Below are 18,832 nucleotides of genomic sequence, written 5' to 3'. Positions count from 1 at the left end.
GGGGCAACACAAGTTGCCCCGCCCCTCGGCGTTCAAGAAGCACTCCCGGCTCGGATGCGCTACACGATATTGTTACCCCAGTGCGGAGGACACTGCTGACGCATCCACTCCAGACGCTCACGCTCCTCCGGTGGCAGCGGCTGCGCGGAGGTAGCCGCTTTCTGTGAACCCGCCTTCTGAGAGGTCAGGTTCTGAGCATCAGCTTTCTTCACGGAAGTCCCCGCAACAGACGAGGTACCCGAAGCCACCGCCGGAGGCGTCGTTACACCCACCAGCAGAGGCTCAGCCCCACTCACCGAGCCGCCGCCGCTCACACGGCGGTGGCCGCGGCGAGGCTTCGGCGTCGACGAATAACTAGCCACGGACCTCAGCGCCCTCATCCATATCCAGGTAGTGCAGCACACGCGCCACCACAGCATCCGGATCAGCGAACACCTCCAGGGTGCCCAGCGTAATGTAGTTCCAGCCCGTGCGGCTCAGACGCTCCGGCAGCAGACGGGTCCGCTCACGCACCGAAGCCCGCGCATAATTCTGCTCGCCATCAGAGCACGCCACCAGCGGCATAGCCGCCGGGACGCTCGGGTTCGACGAGACCACGGGAGCCACGCCCAACGCAGGCACCGGCTCAGCCGCCAGCTTCTCCGGGGCGTGCGCAATCAGAGCGATATCGCCCTCACCGCGGCTCACACGCACACCGCAATCCTGCAGACGCGCAACCAAATCGTTCAGCAGCCAGTCGCCCAAATCCGGGGTGTCCACATCGTCAGCTGCCAAGAATGCGTTACGCGGCAGGCTCTCCGGTACGCGCTGTGCCTTCGCCTCCACTTCTTCACGCGCCTGACGTTCCGCATGCTCACGCAGCAGATGGTAGAAGTCCACCGCACCATGATGTAGCTTCTGCGGGTCCAGCTCCGACGGGTCAATGCACGAAACGATGCGCAGGGCACGGCGTGCGCGAGTCAACGCAACCACAAAGCCCTGGCGACCGTGCTCGGCAGACAGTTGACCCAAATCGTACGACGCCTGGCCCAGGCGGGCACGGCCTACACCCAGGGAGAAAATCACGGTATCGCGTTCAAGGGTCTCAGCGCGGGTCAGGTCGACCACACGGAAAGACTCCTCGCCGGCGGCAAAGAACGGTGCCAGCTGCGGGTACAGGCTCAGGGCGTGACGCACCGACTCAGCCACACGCTGAGCGTGCTTCGGGCTAGCGGTCACAACCGCCAGCGAACGGTCCGGGGCGCGGTACGCGTGCTCCAGCACCAGGTTCGTGACGCGCTCCACCTCAACACCGGGCGAATCCAGGTTCGCATTATCGCTGACCTTACCGCGAGTATCAATGCACTCAACGGTCAGCGAACCGGCAGGCTGGGCGGAGGCGCGGCTCACAGGAGCCGCATGCAGCTGCGAACCGTAGAACTCACGGTTCAGGTAGTCGAGAATCACCGAGTCCATGCTGCGGTGCAGCATCGCCAGGGTACGGTTGGGCAGCACGGTAGCGAGCACGTCGAAGGTGCTGTCCAGCTGCTCATCGGTCGGCTCAGGTGCACCGAAAGTCGGCGCAGACACGATGAACGGCGAGGGGTAACCCGAATGCGGGTCGCCCAGGGCGATCACCTGGTCGGCGCGGGTAATCGCCGGCAGGTTCGCCGCCAGCGGGGTTGACTCGGAGTCCAGCAGCAGCACCGTATCAAAACGCATGGAGGAGGGAACCTTACGCGCCAGGGCGAAAGGGCTCGCAGTCCACAGCGGAAACAGGGTACGCACCATGACCGGGGCGTGAGTCAGCAACTCTTCGAGCATGAACTCGTAGCCACGCAGCTGACTCTTCAGGTACGCCGCCTGGTCATGCTCAGACTCAATACGCTCAGTCCACACGCGAGCAACCTTCGCCAGCAAACGGGCCGGAGCGCTAGTCATGTGGGCGTAATCGGCACGGCGGAAACGTGACTCTGCATCGCGCAGACGGTCACCGTCCAGCAGTTTACCTTCGTGATGCTGTAGCAAGAATTCCAAGGCAGACTGCCACCAGGCAAGCTCCAGCTCAGCGGAAACAACCTCGGTCGGAACCTGACGCGCGTACAGGTCATCGAGCAGTTCCGACAGACCGCGCTCACGCAGCTTCTGGGTCAGGGCGTCACGCTCCGGCAGGGTCATCAGCAGCACGCGGTCCGCCATGAGGGCGTCCAGACGCGCATCCAGTGTGTCAAGGTTGGTGCGCACAAAGTCGGTGCCTTCAATGGTGTCAGCCAGGACAATGCCCAGGCCCGCCAGCTCAGAAACCAGGGAGTTCAGGGCGTCAGCCAGCTGATCCAGGTTCTCCGGAATCTGCGGGGTGCGGGGCGCCTCAATGTGGCGAATCCACTCGGCACGCTCCGACTGAACCACCTTCAGCTGCTCGTGCAGCTCACCGATATTCACTCCGGGCAGGATGTACTCCTTCGCCGCGCGGCGCAGGCGGGAACGTTGCATACTGCTCATCTCGATGCCGTTCTCACGGCGCCACGAACCGGAGGCAGTCGCCGCGATTAGGTCGGTCACAGGGCGGTCGTAGACATCCGCACGGAAACGCTTGAGCGTCTCACGGATGCGCATCAGAATCGCCAGCTGCGACTCCCACTCAGCGATGGTACGACCCGGGCGCAAACCCAGCATGGCGCTGGTGTGGTTCATCGTCTCACGCAGGTTGAGCAAGGACGACTTGAGGGTAATGACCAGGGCGTATGCCTCGGCAGCTTCCTCGTCATTGACCAGGCGGGCACGGTACCACGGGGAGGTACGCGAAGCTGCCGCAAAACCATCAATCTCGCCCAGACGCACCAGCTCGGCACGCACCTGCTCACGCTCCATGAGCGAATCAAGCATAGGGCGGTCAAAACGCACGCGGGTTGCCGGGCCGTCCTCGGAGGCGGTCAGCTCAGCCAGACGCTGCAGCGCCGAGTAGACAGAAATCTGCCAGTTCGAGTCCTTGTTCAGCAGGGCACGAGTATGGTCAAGCAGCGCGGCACGGGTTGCCATGAGCTCTTCGTTCAGGTCCTCGGAGTTCGGTTCTTCGGCGCCCTCATTACGCACGATTGCGCGGATGAACTCGGCGCGCTGAGCCTCAGCATTATGCTCGGCAAGCAGATCGTATCGCAGGTTCTCAATGCCGGTGCGCTTGAGCAGCGCCGAAAAATCGGCAAGAGTGGAGCGCTTCTCGCCCACCACCAGCACTGACTTGCCGCGCCCCATCAGGGCAGAAGCAATATTCACAGCAGTACGTAGCGGCTCGGTGCCGGGCGCCGCAGTGATAGTGAAGGAGAATCCACTGACCGCTGTGTCAACAATTTCCTGAGCGTTTGCGTCCGCATCCAGCAGGAGCATTTCCTCTGCAGGGTCACGCTGATCCAGGGGTGGTTGCAGGTTGTGGGCGTTGAGCTCGCGGGGCTTCACGCCGGGCACCTTCAGCGCCGCCAGGTCACGAACCAGCGGGGTGATGGCGGTATGCGGCAGCTCGCCCAGGCTTTCCTTCAGGTCAGCAAAGGTTGAGATAAAGTACTTCGACTCGATGGTCATGCCCGGAATACGGCCTGCAGAGGCGCGCATACGTTCGATGACCGGCTCAGGGTCCAGACGGGACATGGAGTTCGCCAGCTGCGCCACATCCATGGTGCCCAGATCGATACCGTATTCCTGCTTGATCTGTCGGACCATCGCGGGGTTCAGGCGTGCGGAACCGGCGAGGCGCAGCTCAAAGTCATCGTCCTTCGGGTGCGGAGTGATGCTCAGCGGTGCCATAAGAATCGGTGCGATGAAGCGCTTCTCGTAGGCGGCGGTATTCTCGCGGGTGTCGTGCGAAAGCCACGAGGCGGTACCCGCCACGAAGTAGCCGGAGTCCAGGCCGTGGTCGGTGGCAAGCTCGTAGATTTTGGTGCGCAGGGTGCGTGCGGAGCGCATGCCTGCCTCCAGCTGCGACTTTTCGCGCAGAATCGTGGAGAGGCGAGTCTTACGTCCAGCGAGTAGCTGAGCCAAACCGGAGGGGTTCGCCTCGGACAGGTCGATGTGCACGTAGTCGACCTGGTTGAAGTCGAGCATCGCGTCGGGACCGGTGTAAATGTCCATCTGTTCTGTCCAGCGCTCAAGCCCCGCCGAGGGGTCAAAGTCCTCGTGGGCGGGGTTCAGGTGTGCGGGCAGCTCGGCGATGTTGATTTCGTCGGCTACTTCGTGGGTTTCCTCTGCTGAGGTCGCGGCGGCTACGGCGGGCTGAGCAGTATCAGCCGGAGTGCCGGGTGCGTGGTGCGCGTCGGTAGGCTCTGGAATCTGGTTCACGGTGCGAGTGTCCTTGTGGATCAGTACGGTGTACGTTTGCGCGTACACACCGAAGATTGTAGTTCTTCCGGGGTCCTCTGCCCGGTGTGCCTCAAAAGGGCGAGTGTCAGTGTGTGCCTGTATGGTTACTGCACTTTTGTGCTTACTGTGCCTGTGCGCTTACTTCGACCACATTGCGATATTGACGGCGAACAGCACTACGGTCACCAATACGTAGAAGAACAGGGCAGGCAGAAGCACCCAACGGTACTTGGGCGCCAGTTCGCTTTCCAGGTTGCCGAAACGCAGGGAGCGGAAGAGGAAGAAGCTCAGGATTGCGCCGGGCAGGTTACCAATAATGACCAGCAGTACGGTCAGGTACAGGGCGTAGGCCCGTTCGGTACGTTCGTTCTCTGCACCTGCGAGATTGAGGGTGCCACCCAGCAGCAGGCTGAGGCAGGCATTCAGAAACGCCACGGTGAAGAAGGGAATCTTCAGGGCTGCTTGGAAGTCCATCTGGGAGTTCGCTGCGCCCAGCACAATCCACAGCAACAGCAGTGCGGGGATGATCATGAGGTACCAGAACAGGTACTTACGCATCTTCTCGGTGTTATCGATGAGCGCGAAAATTGCGGTCACAGGGTGTCTCTTTCAGATGGTCTCAGGCGGATTCGGTCGGATTCAGGAGGAGTGAGTAAAGGAGCAGACGGGCACAGTCACGCCTTGTCAGGCGTCGATTTCGCCCCCGCTGTTGAGAGCGTCGTCCACCTGGTCCTGCAGGGTTTCACGGCGCTCGTGTTCAACGAATTCAATGTAGCGGCGCACGATGTAGTCCAGCAGCACCGACAGCGCCACGAACGAATAGTAGGGCTTGCGGTGGGTGCTGATATGGGTGGGAGTGGTCTGGTAGTGCAGAGAGTACTCGGCGTGCGAGGACATGTAGTTCACGCCAATGGCGGTCACCGCAATCATTGGGATGCGGCGTAGCGCCAGCATCTTAATGTGTTCACGCATGTTCTCGGTCTGGCCGGAGAAGGACACAATGATGACCACGTCGTCCTGGGTCATATTGTTCATGGCACTTTCGAACTCATTACGTGCCGGAATGACGTGGCAGAACTTACCGCAAACCTGCATGGACTTGGCAAATTCCTGCACGGCGTTACGCTGAGCGTAGCCGGTACCGAAGCAGTACACTGTGCGAGCCTCATGAATGCGCTTAAGCAGTCCGCTCAGCTCCATATGCTCGAGGTAGTCGTAGGTCCGCTGAATGTCTTCGCGGCCGCTCTCAATGAACCGTGGATTGAAGGGTTCGCTGCGGTTCAGAGATGACTTAATGAAGTACTTCAGCTCAGCAAATCCGGAGAAGTTCAGTTTCTTCGTCAAACGGATAATTGAGCTGGTCGAAGTATAAGTTTTATGCGCCAGGGAGTTGATCGTTGACTCTGCAACGAACTCTTCATTTTCCAGCATGAATGCCAAAATTTCCCGCTCAGTTTCACTGAATCGGTGCTGGTTCGCATTCACGACGTCTTGTAAATCCACTCAAAGCTCCTGAATCCGATGGTGAGCAATATATAAATAGTACACGCTCTAGGGTTATCGGCCAGGGTGGGTGAGGATAGTCATCTCTCACTTAGGGTGAGTGTGTCTACAGATTTGAGCTGGGTATACGTCGGGTATGTATCCGGGTACAGCTTCGCCGGCGGTATCGGTGTTATCCGATACCGCCGGCGAAGTCTATACCTTATGAGGCGTCATGCCGTCAGGCGGCTGAAAGCTGAATCCTCTTAGGAGAGGGTCTTAGCTTCGTTCACCATGGTCTCGAAACGCTCGCGAACCTGGGGAACGTCCATGCCGACGATAACCTGGAATGCCTTACCCTTGCGGACCAGACCCAGAGCGCCTGCATTCTTGAAGTCTGCGTCCGAAGTGCTGACGAGAGACTCATCAGCAACGGAGACGCGCAGGCGGGTTGCGCAGTTGTTCACGGTGGTGATGTTCTCTGCGCCACCGAGCAGTTCGAGGAAGCCTGCTGCGCGAGGTGCGTAGAGGTCACCGTCAGCTGCGGGAGCTGCTGCGCCGCCGTCCTTCTCAGCAGCCTTAGCAGCCTTGTACTCTGCCTTGCTGTAGAGCTTGGTCTCGCCGCCGTCTTCTTCACGACCGGGGGTCTTGAAGTCGAACTTCAGAATCATGAAGCGGAAGATCACGAAGTACAGGACGGTGAAGCACAGGCCCACACCGATCTGCATGAGGTAGGTGCCGGAGTGGTTTGCCCACAGCGGGATCCAGTTCTGGAATAGGAAGTCCAGCAGACCGCCACCCATGTAACCAACCAGACCCAGCTGGTACATGATTGCTGCCATGGTTGCTGCCAGGATTGCGTGGACCAGGAACAGCGGGGGTGCCAGGAACAGGAAGGTGAACTCGAGGGGCTCGGTAATACCGATCAGGATTGCAGTGAGGCTGACGGGGATCAGCAGAGCAAGAACTTCCTTGCGCTTCTCCGGGCGAGCAGTGGTGTAGAACGCTGCGGCGATACCGATGGGTGCGAAGACCTTGGAGTTACCGTGCAGTGCAAAGCCGCCGCCGGGGAACAGTTCCTTCAGGGGCTTGTCGCTCTTAGCGAACTCGCTCAGGTGGCTCGGCCAGTCCTTAGCGATACCGTTCGGGGTAACAACGTTACCGAAGACGAACGGGGAGTAGATGAAGTGGTGCAGACCGGTAGGAATCAGGAAGCGCTCCAGGAAGGTGTAAACCCACACACCGATTGCGCCGGATGCGATGAAGAAGCCCTGCAGGGAGGAGATGCCGTGCTGAGCGTAGGGCCACAGCCAGGAGAACAGGAATGCCACGGGCATCATCAGGAAGAAGCAGACGCCGTAAACGTACTGCGAGCCCTGGAAGATACCGAGGAAGTCCGGCAACTTCTTGTCGAACCAGCGGTTGTGTACCCACACCACGATTGCGGAGATGATGATGGCACCGAAGATACCGGTGTCCATGGTCTTGATACCGGCAATCATCTTCAGACCGGTACCTGCCGCGCTCTCAGAAATGTCGGTGGTGTAGTCCAGGTCGAAGAAACCGGTGCCGCCTTCGCCCTTACCCCATACCTTGAGCATGGTGCCAACGAAGTAGTTGAAGGTCAGGTAGACCATGGCAGCTTCCATCACTGCACGTGCGTTAGCGGTCTTTGCCAGTGCAATGGGCAGACCGATCACGAAGAGCAGTTCCATCTGGTTGAAGACGGTCCATGCGCCAGACTCCCAAACAGACCAGAAGTGGTTCCAGGGGCTGTTCTTGTCAGCGGCGAGGGGGATTAGGTCGCCGTTCTGTGCAATGATCGCAATACCGACCGCGAGGCCAGCGAATGCGAAGAGAAGAACGGGTGCCAGCATGGCAGAGCCGAACCTCTGTACTTTTTCCATCATGAGGCTATACGCCCTTTCGGGTTGTCGAGTGCGCGGACGCAGGGGTTGGCGTTCATTGCCAACCTGCTGTTCATGCATTCGAGCGCCGTATCTTTATACCTCTAATTAATTGGAAGTGTATGAAATCGGCGCCACATGACCTGCGTGCGCTAAATGCCGAATGTGTTTTTAGACAGAAACAATAATGCCAGCTTTTACGTAGTCAGAGATACCAATTTATGAAGTTTTGAAAGAGTTTTTCAGAACCTGAAACATCTCCCGGCACTGGTTAAAAATACTTGCTGCAGATGAGACTTTTTCCCTATTACCCAGCGCACAGAATCGATAGCATAAACAGTGCACCCATAGGTCCAGAGCCCCCGCTGTGCTCCCAACCTTCAACAACGGGGTGCGTCCCTCAAACTTCTTTCTCATACACTACCCCGGACTTAGTTATATGCGCTTCCTCACCCTCAACACCCATAGCTGGTGCGAAATCCACCAGATTTTGAAAATCCGCATCCTTGCAAAGTTCATCATTGAACAGCAGGTGGATGTCATTGCGCTGCAGGAAGTCAACCAGCTCACCTCCACCCCCGTTGTGAAGGAGCCCCTGAACTACCGCGGCGGCGCAGGCGTGCCGGTCCGCGAAGATAACTACGCCCTGCTACTCGTACAGGCACTCAACGAAATGGGTGCAAGCTATGAGTGGACCCTCACCGAAACCCACATCGGTTGGGACCTCTACGACGAATGCGTCGCAATCCTCTCGCGCCTGCCGATTCGCGGCATCAAGCCCATCGAGATGTCCCCCGACTACGGTTACCACCAGGTACAGCGCCGTGCAGCCCTAGCTGCGCTCATCGAAACTGAGACGGGCACCTTCTGGTGTGCCACCACCCACATGTCCTGGTGGGACTTCGACGGCGAACCCCTCTTCGCGCAGGAATACACCCGTCTCTCGCAGGCACTCGCAGAATGCGCCCTCACCGCACCCGTGCTACTCGGCGGCGACTTTAACTCTGCCGCGCATCTGAGCGATGAAGGCTACGCATATGTGACTTCCAGCGGCATGATTGACACCCGCATGCTGGCTGAGCACACGGACGGTGAGAATACCGTCCACCGCGAAATCGCCGGTTGGGAAGGTAACACTGACGCCAAGCGCATCGACTTCGTTTTCGCCGACCGACTGCTCACGGTCAACTCTCACGCGGTAGTCTTCCGCGACAACTCCCCCAAAGCGATCTCCGATCACAGCGGTCTGCTCCTGGACATTGACCCCTCCAGCTGGGCACCGCAGAGCCTCCTTACGCCTCTCACCAACCAGCGCTAATCAGACTTTAGCCGCCCACAGAGCGGCCCCACGCAACCATACCAAGGGAAGGAACAATCATGACGACCCAAACCCAGTGGTGGCAGGAACCGGTGGTCTACCAGATCTACCCCCGCTCCTTCAACGATTCCAATGGCGACGGCATCGGCGATCTGCCCGGCATTACCGAGAAGATTCCGTACCTCGCCAAGCTGGGTATTCAGGTGCTGTGGCTCTCCCCCATCTACGCCTCGCCGAATGATGACAACGGCTACGACATCTCCGACTACCGCGCCATCATGACTGAGTTCGGCACCATGGAAGACTTCGATGAGCTACTCGAAACCGCGCACAAGCACGGCATTAAGCTCATGATGGACCTGGTTGTCAACCACACCTCCGACGAACACGAATGGTTCAAGCAGGCACGCTCCTCCAAGGACAACCCCTACCGCGACTACTACATCTGGCGCGATCCCAAGGGCTTCGATGAGGACGGCAACCCGATTCCGCCGAACAACTGGATTTCCTGCTTCAGCCCCTCCGTGTGGGAATGGGACGAGGCGACCGGCCAGTTCTACCTGCACTACTTCTCCATCAAGCAGCCCGACCTGAACTGGGAGAACCCGAAGGTCCGCGAAGAGGTCTACGACATCATGCGCTTCTGGCTGGACAAGGGTGTGGACGGCTTCCGCATGGACGTCATCAACCTGATTTCTAAGGACCTCTCCTTCCCCGAGGACCCTGCGGTCCTCGCTGGCGGCCTCGACAACTCCCTGGCTGTCGCAGCTAACGGCCCGCGCGTGCACGAATTCCTGCAGGAGATGAACCGCGAGGTCTTGAGCAAGTACCCGGTCATGACCGTGGGGGAAACCCCCTGCGTGACCGTGGACGACGCCGCGCTCTACACCGGTTTCGACCGCAATGAGCTGCAGATGGTGTTCCAATTCGAGCACATGGACGTAGACGCCTCCGAAGGTGGCGTGACCGGCAAGTGGTCCGACCGCCGCTTCAACCTGGTTGACCTCAAGAAGGTCCTCACCCACTGGCAGGAGGGTCTGCACGGCCGCGGCTGGAACTCCCTGTACTGGAACAACCACGACCAGCCGCGCACCGTCTCCCGCTTCGGTAACGACTCCCCTGAGTACCGCACCGTCAGCGCCAAGATGCTGGGCACCGTACTGCATCTGATGCAGGGCACCCCCTACATCTACCAGGGTGAAGAACTGGGTATGACCAACGTCTTCTTTGACGATGTGAAGGACTACAACGACCTGGAGATTCACGACTCCTGGCGCAAGTACGTTGAAGAGTCGGGCCGCGTCTCCGCGGAGGATATGCTGCGCTACATCAGCGCCTCCGGTCGCGATAACGCACGCACCCCCATGCAGTGGACCGCCGGCGAGAACGCAGGATTCACCTCCGGCACCCCGTGGCTGAAACTGAACCTGCGCTACACCGAAATCAACGCAGAGGCAGAGCTCGCTAACCCGGATTCCGTGTTCTACCACTACCGCGACCTGATTAGCTTGCGCCGCGAGCACCCGATTGTCCTGACCGGTGAGTACCGCCTGTTGGATGAAGAAGACGAGCAGGTCTACGCCTACCTGCGCGTGAACTCCGACGAGGACGCCGAAGCAACCGGCGAGCGCACCCTGCTGGTTGTCGCTAACTTTACCGATGACACCGTTCAGCTGAACTATGCGGGCGGCAACCTGGACTCAGTGGTGCTGACAAACTCGCAGGCTCTCTCCCCTGCTGAGCTGAAAGCAACTGAGAACAGCCCGAAGCTGATCAGCTCGAACTACCGCGACGAGAACCGCGAGTTCACCGACGAGGGTACCCTGTTGCGTCCCTACGAGGTGAAGGTTTACCTTTTCGGTAATGCGTAAGTAAGGCTCTTGCATTTGGGTGCGGGAAACCCCCATAGTTTGGGGTTTCCCACACCGGCGTGGGTTTCTATCTTTTATTTTTCACCGTCTTTTATTTTTCACAGACAACTTGTTCTCTTTTTGGCTGGTTAGCCGGTATAGAAAGGCAATTATGAGCAACTCCGAGGCATACGAGGTTCCCTCCTACGAAGGCCGCCAGTGGTGGAAGGAAGCCGTGGTGTACCAGGTGTACCCCCGCTCCTTCAACGACGCAAACGGCGACGGTATCGGTGATCTGAAGGGCATCACCGAGAAGCTGCCCTACCTGGCTAAGCTGGGCATCAACGTCATCTGGCTCTCCCCCGTGTTCGATTCGCCGAACGTGGACAACGGCTACGACATCTCTGACTACTTCGCGATCATGAGTGACTTTGGCACCATGGAAGACTTCGACGAGATGCTCGAAACCGCTCACGAGCACGGTATCAAGATCCTGATGGACCTGGTCGCAAACCACACCTCCGATGAGCACCCCTGGTTCAAGGAGTCCCGTTCCTCGAAGGACAACCCCTACCGCGACTACTACATTTGGAAGGACCCGAAGGGCTTCGACGAGGACGGCAACCCAATTCCTCCGAACAACTGGGCATCCGAGTTCGGCGGCCCGGCGTGGGAGTGGGACGAGGCGACCGGCCAGTTCTACCTGCACATCTTCTTCAAGGAACAGCCCGATCTGAACTGGGAGAACGAGAAGGTTCGTGAGGACCTGTATTCCATGGTCCGCTGGTGGCTAGACAAGGGCGTTGACGGCTTCCGCCTGGACGCTATCAACATCATCTCCAAGCCCGAGGGCTACCCGGATGACCCCTCCACTGACTTTGAGAAGCACACTTCCTCAATTCCGTTCGTCATTGCGAACGGCACCATGGTACACCCGTGGATGAAGGAGCTCACCCGTGAGACCTTCAGCCGCTACGATGTGATGACCGTGGGCGAGACCAGCGCAACCAGCCCCGAGGACGCTAAGCTGTGGGCTGGCTACCACACCGGTGAGCTGAACATGATCTTCCACTTCGATCACATGGGCGTGGATAACGACCCGAACGGCAATCTGGGCGGCAAGTGGTCCTACGCGCCGTACAAGCTGACCGAGCTCAAGCGCATCCTGAACGACTGGCAGACCACCTTGGCGGGTAACGCCTGGGGTTCGCTGTACTGGAACAACCACGACCAGCCGCGCGTTGTCTCTCGTTTCGGTAACGATTCGGATGAGTTCCGTACCCTGTCCGCTAAGCAGTTGGCGACCACCCTGCACTTCATGCAGGGCACCCCGTACATTTACCAGGGTGAAGAGCTGGGCATGACCAACGTGAAGTTCGATTCGATTGAGGATTACCGCGATGGTGACTCGATCCGCTTCTACGAGGATATGCACATTGACCACAAGCGTCTGAGCCACGAAGAGGCGATGCAGGCAATCTACATTAAGGGCCGCGACAATGCTCGCACCCCGGTTCAGTGGGATGCATCCGCTAACGGTGGTTTCAGCCCCGAGGGTGTGACCCCGTGGATTGCCGTGAACCCGAACTACCCGGCGATTAACGCTGAGGCTGTTCTGGCTGATGAGGATTCGATCTTCTACCACTACCAGCAGCTGGTGGCTCTGCGCCGCGGCAAGCTGAAGGACCTGATGGTTTACGCGGCCTTCACTCCGGTGGACTCGGTTCAGGTTCCGCACAACGAAGACGAGGCTGTGTACGCGTACACCCGTACCGGTGGTGCGGACGGCAGCCCCGCGAACGAGTCTTTGCTGGTGGTTTCGAACTTCACTGCCGAGGAGCAGGAGCGCGACTTCGATGTGCTTGCTGAGGCTCTTGAGGCTGGTGCTCGTGTTGAGCTGGTGAGCTCGAACTACAAGGACGACGCGGATTCGACCCTGCGCCCCTACGAGGCGAAGGTGTACTACATCGTTCGATAAGCGCTGTAGCTCGTTGAGTGCTACCGCGTGCCGATAAGGTATTAGACAGCAGAAGGAGGGTGAGGCTTATGTCCCGCCCTCCTTTTGTGTTGTCCTTTATTATTCCGGCGTGCATTCTTAGTGCCGCTTAGCCGGAGAACATCAGCTGCAGAATCGGCACGGCGAGCGCTATCATTCCCAGGCTGACGACTGCCCCGGCAGCAATAACCGGAGCTGCAGTCCCCTCGTGCCGGTAGTGGGTTTCCAGAATGACGATATTAGCGGCTGGCGGTAGCACTCCGAGGATAAAAAGTACCTGCGGGTGTGCCAATAGCTGATCGAGGTGCACTCCGGTATGCGTGTGCATCCAGTATGCAGCGGTTAGTATGCCGACACTGTAGACGCTCACGAGCACAACACGAAGTACTGCCCACCCGAGGGCTTGTTTTAGGTCGGTTCGGTGCAGTCGGGCGGTGCTCAGCCACATGCCTAGCACCATGAGCCCGACGAAGCTGAAGACCCAGGTGATGAGCCGGTAGATACCGGCGGCGTGGGTGTTGAGAAACGGTCCGGTGGGCATGCATATCAGCCCGATTGCTACGGCGACAATGGGGCGGTTAGTGAGCAGGGACCGTAGTACTGCACTAACGGCAGCTTTTTGTGTGGGCTTGGTGCGGCTAGTCGTGAGTCCATCTGTATTGGTTTCTCTGCGCATGAGTGAGGTGCCGAGAATATTACCCATGACGGAGTTGCCGATATACGCGCCGACGTATAGGCGTACGGCTTCCTCACCCCAGAAGCTGGCGACTACGGGGATTCCGAAGATTCCGGCGTTGAGGTAGACGAGGGCGAGCCGTTGCACCGGGTCGTTAGTGAAAAAGCCGGAGCAGCGTACGAGAAGCGCCATGAGCACCATGGTGGAGGCTGCCATGAAGAAGAGTTCGGGACGGCTGGTGGCGACGATATAAACGATGACGGTGGGGATAATCCAGCAGGTCAGCAGGGCGGAGGCGCTTTCTTTCAGGTGGTTGCCCCAGTGCTCGGGTAGCAACGTTGCGAGCCCGAAGCCTACCCCTAAGTAGAGGAGTGGGAGGATCATTCCCATGCTCGTTCCTTTCGCTGTTGCTGTGTCTGTGCCGTTGTTTTACGGTTAAGGTCCCTGTCTAATAACCCTACCCTGAACCTTCAGATTGAGGTTTATTAATTTTTCCTTGTATTTTTCGAAATTTTTGCGTCATATTGCATCTTATTCGCTGATACTCTCATTTTTTAGACGGTTCGCTTCTAATCTTGAAATATAGAGGGAATATATTTTCCACCATATTCTTTCGTTCTATCACTGACACTCATTCCTTACGAGATTAGGAACTAAGCTGTTTCTTCTCCCGTGAGGCTAAATATGCAGGAGCCCGCAATGCAACAGCCGTATCTTTCATCCCCTCCCGAATCTGGTGGTGTCCCGCAGCGTCCGGCGAAGGCTTCTAGCCAGCATGCTGATGCGCATATTCCGTGGCGTTCTCCCGCTATGTCTACTACCCCTGCTACAGCTTCTGTAGCCACTGTGCCCGCCCCCGAGGGCCCTGAGCAGACCTTTAGGGTGCCTCACCCGGTATTGAGCATTATCTCGTGGCTGATTGCGGCTGCGAGCGCTATGTGGCTTGTGATCTTGGGTGTCTCTTTGGCCCTAATTGTGGCATCGGATGTGAACCATGATTCTGAGTTCATGATGCTGACCTATGGCGTCTACATGGCGTGCGCGTTTGGGTTCTGTTGCTTTGGAATATTCTTTGCGTTGCATTTTGGATTGGGTTCGAGCGCTCATTGGCGTGATTCGATTCGTCACCCGCATCACCCGCATTAAAGGGTTTTCATTTCCCCGTGTGGTTTTGTGGAGATTTTTTAGTTCTTTTATTTGAACTCTCGTTTTAAATATTTCGGCGTTTTTCTTTAAAATTTATGCGAAAAATCTAAGCTACGGAGTTTTTTTAGAAACGCTCACATGAAGAAAGCCGCCCAGCGCATCCACTAACAGGATGCACCGGGCGGCTTTCTTTATAGACTCTCACTACCTCAAGCAGCTACGAGCCTACCGGTGGAAGGATTACTCCCACTCAATGGTTCCCGGGGGCTTGGAGGTAACGTCCAGCACCACTCGGTTAACGTCCTTGACCTCGTTCGTAATACGGTTCGAGATCTTAGCCAGCAGGTCGTACGGCAGGCGCGACCAGTCAGCGGTCATTGCGTCTTCCGAAGAGACCGGGCGCAGCACAATCGGGTGACCGTAAGTACGGCCGTCACCCTGAACGCCCACGGAACGAACGCCAGCCAGCAGAACCACGGGGCACTGCCAGATGTGCTCGTCCTGACCTGCTGCGGTCAGCTCTTCACGCACGATAGCGTCAGCGGCACGCAGGGTCTCCAGGTTCTCGCGGTTAACCTCGCCGACAATGCGGATGCCCAGGCCGGGGCCGGGGAACGGCTGACGTGCCACAATCTTCTCGGGAACGCCGAGCTCACGACCGATAGCGCGAACCTCGTCCTTGAACAGGGTGCGCAGCGGCTCAACCAGTTCGAAGGTCAGGTCGTCAGGGAGGCCGCCCACGTTGTGGTGGCTCTTAATGTTTGCGGTGCCGTCGCCGCCGCCGGACTCAACAACGTCCGGGTACAGGGTACCCTGGACCAGGAACTTGATGTCTGCGCCCTCTTCGCCAGCTTCAGCAATCAGCTTGCGCTGTGCCTCTTCGAAGGAGCGGATGAACTCGCGGCCGATAGCCTTACGCTTCGCTTCGGGCTCGGTGACACCCTCGAGGGCGGAGAGAAAACGCTCCGACTCGTCGATGGTGATGACCTTGATACCCATGGAGGCTGCGTAGTCCTGCTCGACCTGTTCACGCTCGCCCTCACGGAGCAGACCGTGGTCGATGAAGAAGCAGGTGAGCTGGTCGCCAACAGCCTTGTGCACCAGTGCTGCCGCCACGGAGGAGTCAACACCGCCGGAGAGCGCGCAGATGACGCGGTCGCTACCGACCTGCTCGCGAATCTTTGAGACCTGCTCTTCGATGATGTTGCTGGTGGACCAGGTGGGCTTCAGGCCTGCCACGTTGTAGAGGAAGTTCTCCAGGGCAACCTGGCCATAGTCAGAGTGCTTCACCTCGGGGTGCCACTGCACGCCGCCGAGCTTGCGGGACTCGTCCACGAAGGCTGCCACGGATGCACCGGGGGTTTTTGCCAGCACCTCGAAGCCTTCGGGGGCTTCGGTCACGGAGTCACCGTGAGACATCCACACGTTCTGGGTAGTGGGGGTGCCGGTGAGGAAGGAAGAGTTCTCAGCGCAGACCACAGCGTCGGTTGCGCCGTATTCGCGCAGACCGGTCTGGGCGACGGTGCCGCCGAGGGTCTGGGCCATGACCTGGAAGCCGTAGCAGATACCGAAAATCGGCACGCCGGCTTCAAACAGGGTCTTGTCACCCTTGGGTGCACCATCGGCGTAGACCGAGGAGGGGCCACCGGAGAGCACGATGGCTGCCGGATTCTTGGCGAGCATCTTCTCGGTGCTCATGGAGTGGGGGACGATTTCGGAGTAGATACCGGCTTCACGCACGCGACGAGCAATGAGCTGTGCGTACTGTGCACCGTAATCTACCACCAGGACGGGACGCTCTTCGAGCTGGTCCAGGTTCACAGAGTTGGTCACGAAAATTACCTCAACGTGTTGGTACTAATCCGCGCACTTGCGCGGGGATATATCTATTTTACGCTATCGCGTTGTGGGGTTGAACGCCCGCGGCGCGGGAACCCTTCAGCGAATGACCGTTCTTTTCAGCAAGTAAAAATAAACCCTGTATAAGAAAGTACCGCCCGGCGACGGAGTTAACGACTCCATAGCCAGGCGGCACATTGCAAAAAACAATCCTCTTCGTTTATCCCTTGAACTGAGACATATCAATACGCCGGTCGCAGAAGTCCGCCACCGCATCGCTGTGCGTAGCAATAATGGCACAGGCCCCGGCGTTCACCAGCTCTCGCAGAATATCAAGCACCTGCGCCTCGTTCTCGGCGTCCAGCGCGCCGGTCGGCTCATCTGCCAGAATCAGGGAAGGCTGCTTCAACATAAGCCCAGCAAGCGCCACGCGCTGCTGCTCACCACCCGAGAGTTGGTAGATAAGAGACTTCTCTCGCCCAGACAAACCGACCCGGGCGAGGACGGACTCTAGCTCTTTGCGGCTCGGACGCTGCGAACGCGGCATAACCGCGAGCGGTCCGAGGATATTCTTTTCAACGCTCTCCCCTTCTACTAAGGCATAGTTCTGGAAGAGATACCCTAGACTATCACGGCGGAAATGACGGCGGGTTCGCGCTGAAGCTCCGCTTAACCGTGCACCACGGAATGAATACTCGCCCTCACTAAAATCTGCGAGGGTTCCCAGGCAATTGAGTAGGGTGGTCTTACCGCTTCCCGAAGCACCGGTAAGGGCTATCATTTCCCCCGGAGCTACAGCAATATGGACATCAGCAAAAATAGGATGTCCTGCAATACGCACAGACCCCCCGCTTACGGCCAGCAGATTCTCTGTTTTTAAGATGGACGTCATCAGTACATTTCCTTTCGCGCATGATTGGCAACAGTAACTCGGTAGCCTCTACCAAAGGACCATAAACTCGTACCAATCGACACAATAACAGTGGATGTGAAGAGTACCGTTGCCAGTACTGCAATAACAGATGCAGTCTCAGCCCCAGCATTGAGATACTGCTCGTGGGCCAAACTCGTTAGTTGGAGGACTCCATAGCTAATGACAAGAATCGTCAAAACCGCCTCCCCAATGAGAACCCCACGGAAAGTCCGGGTCGGATGCATACCGTAGGTAAAGGAACGAGCGATACGCTGCTGATGTTCTGCGCAGTACACACGTGCGTACTCCAGAAGGGTCACAAGACACAAAACGGAAAGGATGATGAGCGCATACAAGCTAATGCGTTGTTCGCTCTGCATCCTGCTTGTGAGACTAAAATATTTTTCGCTCACCGGCAGAATTTCACCTACGTAGCTTCGAGCTGCACTACCCTTCAGAGAATCAAGAGCTTTCTGCCGGTCCTTAATAAATGCCCCGTTCTGACTGAAGGCGGCAACGAGCATCTCCGTTCTGTCAGTCAGCACAGTTTTCGGGACATACACAATGATGGGGTTCTGCACAAAGTAGTTCGCTTTAGTACCGTCACCATATGTATAGGATCTCGTTACAGACTCATATGCCCTCAACTCCGAAAGCTCAGCACGTGAAGCTTCTAAATTATTCGAGGAAGAAGAGCTATCAGCCGAGTCAAAAGTACTAGAAGCAAGGTGCCTTATATCATCAGTGTGCTTTTCCAATTCCTGGGGATAGTAGACGCTAAGACCGCTACGACCTTCCAGGTCATCAAGAGGAGGTAAGCCTGCTGGCAGGGATTCAGGATTACTGTCCAGATATTCACGATTCACGTACAGGAAGGTACGGCCCAAGCTCTGATCAGATTTCAGAGAGCCTGATTCATTCTTTCCGGCTCTATAAGCTTCAATCGATTCATAGGATGTATAGACAAGGTTCTCTGCACTAGCGAGGATGACGTTATCAGATTCTATCTGTTCTTTACTCCAGCCTTGAAGGTTCTGGATGTCACTAGTCTTATATCGGAAACCATTAAAGGACACACTATATCCGTTACCCTGAAGCACCGCGGGGCGGGCTTGATTGAGTGCATGGACTTGCTGAGTCGCATAAGCCAAAGTGGTCAGAGTAGCAACAACAAGAATAAGCGCCAAAGAGCGGCACGCCCAGCTAGCCGCATAGGTAATACGCGTGGGTACCTTTCCTTTAAGGGCTTGTCCAATAGGTATAGCTACAGTAAGTGCACAAGCCACATAATGCAACAGAAGCATAAGGCCTAACATCCAGCACAGCAGAATAAGCTGAACTTTCAGTGTCAAAGCCGCAAAAGCCCACGAATTGTA

Annotated in this window: 13 protein-coding genes; 4 read left to right on the top strand and 9 right to left on the bottom strand. The window is 57.6% G+C overall.

Going from position 1 to position 18,832, the window contains the following annotated elements; translation table 11 throughout:
- Positions 1–59: 59 nt before the first annotated feature.
- The 5 genes from O3648_RS05305 to O3648_RS05285 all read right to left on the bottom strand — a co-directional run bounded on the left by O3648_RS05305 (position 60) and on the right by O3648_RS05285 (position 7,721).
- Positions 60–362 carry a hypothetical protein gene (locus O3648_RS05305; RefSeq protein ID WP_279754895.1) on the bottom strand — a complete coding sequence of 101 codons (303 nt, stop codon included), beginning with the start codon at positions 360–362 and terminating at the stop codon, positions 60–62.
- The gene (locus O3648_RS05300; RefSeq protein WP_348539266.1) at positions 355–4,356 is read right to left on the bottom strand and encodes a DNA helicase; all 4,002 of its coding nucleotides are present in this window, start codon (positions 4,354–4,356) and stop codon (positions 355–357) included. Before O3648_RS05300 ends, O3648_RS05305 begins: the two co-directional genes overlap by 8 nt.
- A gap of 111 nt (positions 4,357–4,467) precedes the next feature.
- Positions 4,468–4,926, bottom strand: coding sequence for a cell shape determination protein CcmA (locus O3648_RS05295; protein ID WP_371568931.1), 459 nt, complete (start codon positions 4,924–4,926; stop codon positions 4,468–4,470).
- An 87-nt stretch (positions 4,927–5,013) separates the two neighbouring features.
- Complete coding sequence (locus O3648_RS05290; RefSeq protein WP_279741203.1) at positions 5,014–5,832, bottom strand: MurR/RpiR family transcriptional regulator; 819 nt, start codon at positions 5,830–5,832, stop codon at positions 5,014–5,016.
- Positions 5,833–6,077: 245 nt separating this feature from the next.
- On the bottom strand, positions 6,078–7,721 hold the full coding sequence (locus O3648_RS05285; protein WP_279741205.1) for an alpha-glucoside-specific PTS transporter subunit IIBC: 1,644 nt from the start codon (positions 7,719–7,721) through the stop codon (positions 6,078–6,080).
- Positions 7,722–8,157: 436 nt separating this feature from the next.
- Here O3648_RS05285 and O3648_RS05280 point away from each other — a divergent pair, with 436 nt between their 5' ends.
- The 3 genes from O3648_RS05280 to O3648_RS05270 all read left to right on the top strand — a co-directional run bounded on the left by O3648_RS05280 (position 8,158) and on the right by O3648_RS05270 (position 12,864).
- Entirely contained in the window at positions 8,158–9,036 is an 879-nt protein-coding gene (locus O3648_RS05280; protein WP_371568929.1) for an endonuclease/exonuclease/phosphatase family protein, read from the top strand.
- A 59-nt stretch (positions 9,037–9,095) separates the two neighbouring features.
- Complete coding sequence (locus O3648_RS05275; protein ID WP_371568926.1) at positions 9,096–10,907, top strand: alpha-glucosidase; 1,812 nt, start codon at positions 9,096–9,098, stop codon at positions 10,905–10,907.
- A gap of 151 nt (positions 10,908–11,058) precedes the next feature.
- The gene (locus O3648_RS05270) at positions 11,059–12,864 is read left to right on the top strand and encodes an alpha-glucosidase (RefSeq protein ID WP_279741209.1); all 1,806 of its coding nucleotides are present in this window, start codon (positions 11,059–11,061) and stop codon (positions 12,862–12,864) included.
- A gap of 127 nt (positions 12,865–12,991) precedes the next feature.
- Here the strand turns inward: O3648_RS05270 and O3648_RS05265 are convergent, their stop codons facing one another.
- Complete coding sequence (locus O3648_RS05265) at positions 12,992–13,948, bottom strand: permease (protein WP_279741210.1); 957 nt, start codon at positions 13,946–13,948, stop codon at positions 12,992–12,994.
- Positions 13,949–14,257: 309 nt separating this feature from the next.
- Between O3648_RS05265 and O3648_RS05260 the strand changes: the two genes are divergently transcribed.
- Positions 14,258–14,704 (top strand): hypothetical protein, encoded by a 447-nt coding sequence (locus tag O3648_RS05260; protein ID WP_371568921.1) that lies wholly within the window; start codon positions 14,258–14,260, stop codon positions 14,702–14,704.
- Between the two features lie 240 nt (positions 14,705–14,944).
- Here the strand turns inward: O3648_RS05260 and guaA are convergent, their stop codons facing one another.
- From guaA to O3648_RS05245, 3 genes are all read right to left on the bottom strand, one after another.
- Positions 14,945–16,537, bottom strand: coding sequence for a glutamine-hydrolyzing GMP synthase (guaA, locus tag O3648_RS05255; RefSeq protein WP_279791300.1), 1,593 nt, complete (start codon positions 16,535–16,537; stop codon positions 14,945–14,947).
- 226 nt (positions 16,538–16,763) lie between these two features.
- Complete coding sequence (locus O3648_RS05250; RefSeq protein ID WP_279741215.1) at positions 16,764–17,435, bottom strand: ABC transporter ATP-binding protein; 672 nt, start codon at positions 17,433–17,435, stop codon at positions 16,764–16,766.
- Positions 17,435–18,760 carry a hypothetical protein gene (locus O3648_RS05245; RefSeq protein WP_371568918.1) on the bottom strand — a complete coding sequence of 442 codons (1,326 nt, stop codon included), beginning with the start codon at positions 18,758–18,760 and terminating at the stop codon, positions 17,435–17,437. Before O3648_RS05245 ends, O3648_RS05250 begins: the two co-directional genes overlap by 1 nt.
- Positions 18,761–18,832: the final 72 nt, after the last annotated feature.

This window comes from Rothia sp. 27098_8_161 (assembly GCF_041432905.1).
In the GTDB taxonomy this organism is placed as follows: domain Bacteria; phylum Actinomycetota; class Actinomycetes; order Actinomycetales; family Micrococcaceae; genus Rothia.
The sequence above is the reverse complement of the archived record's forward strand: the minus strand, read 5'-3'. Positions and strand labels throughout refer to the sequence as shown.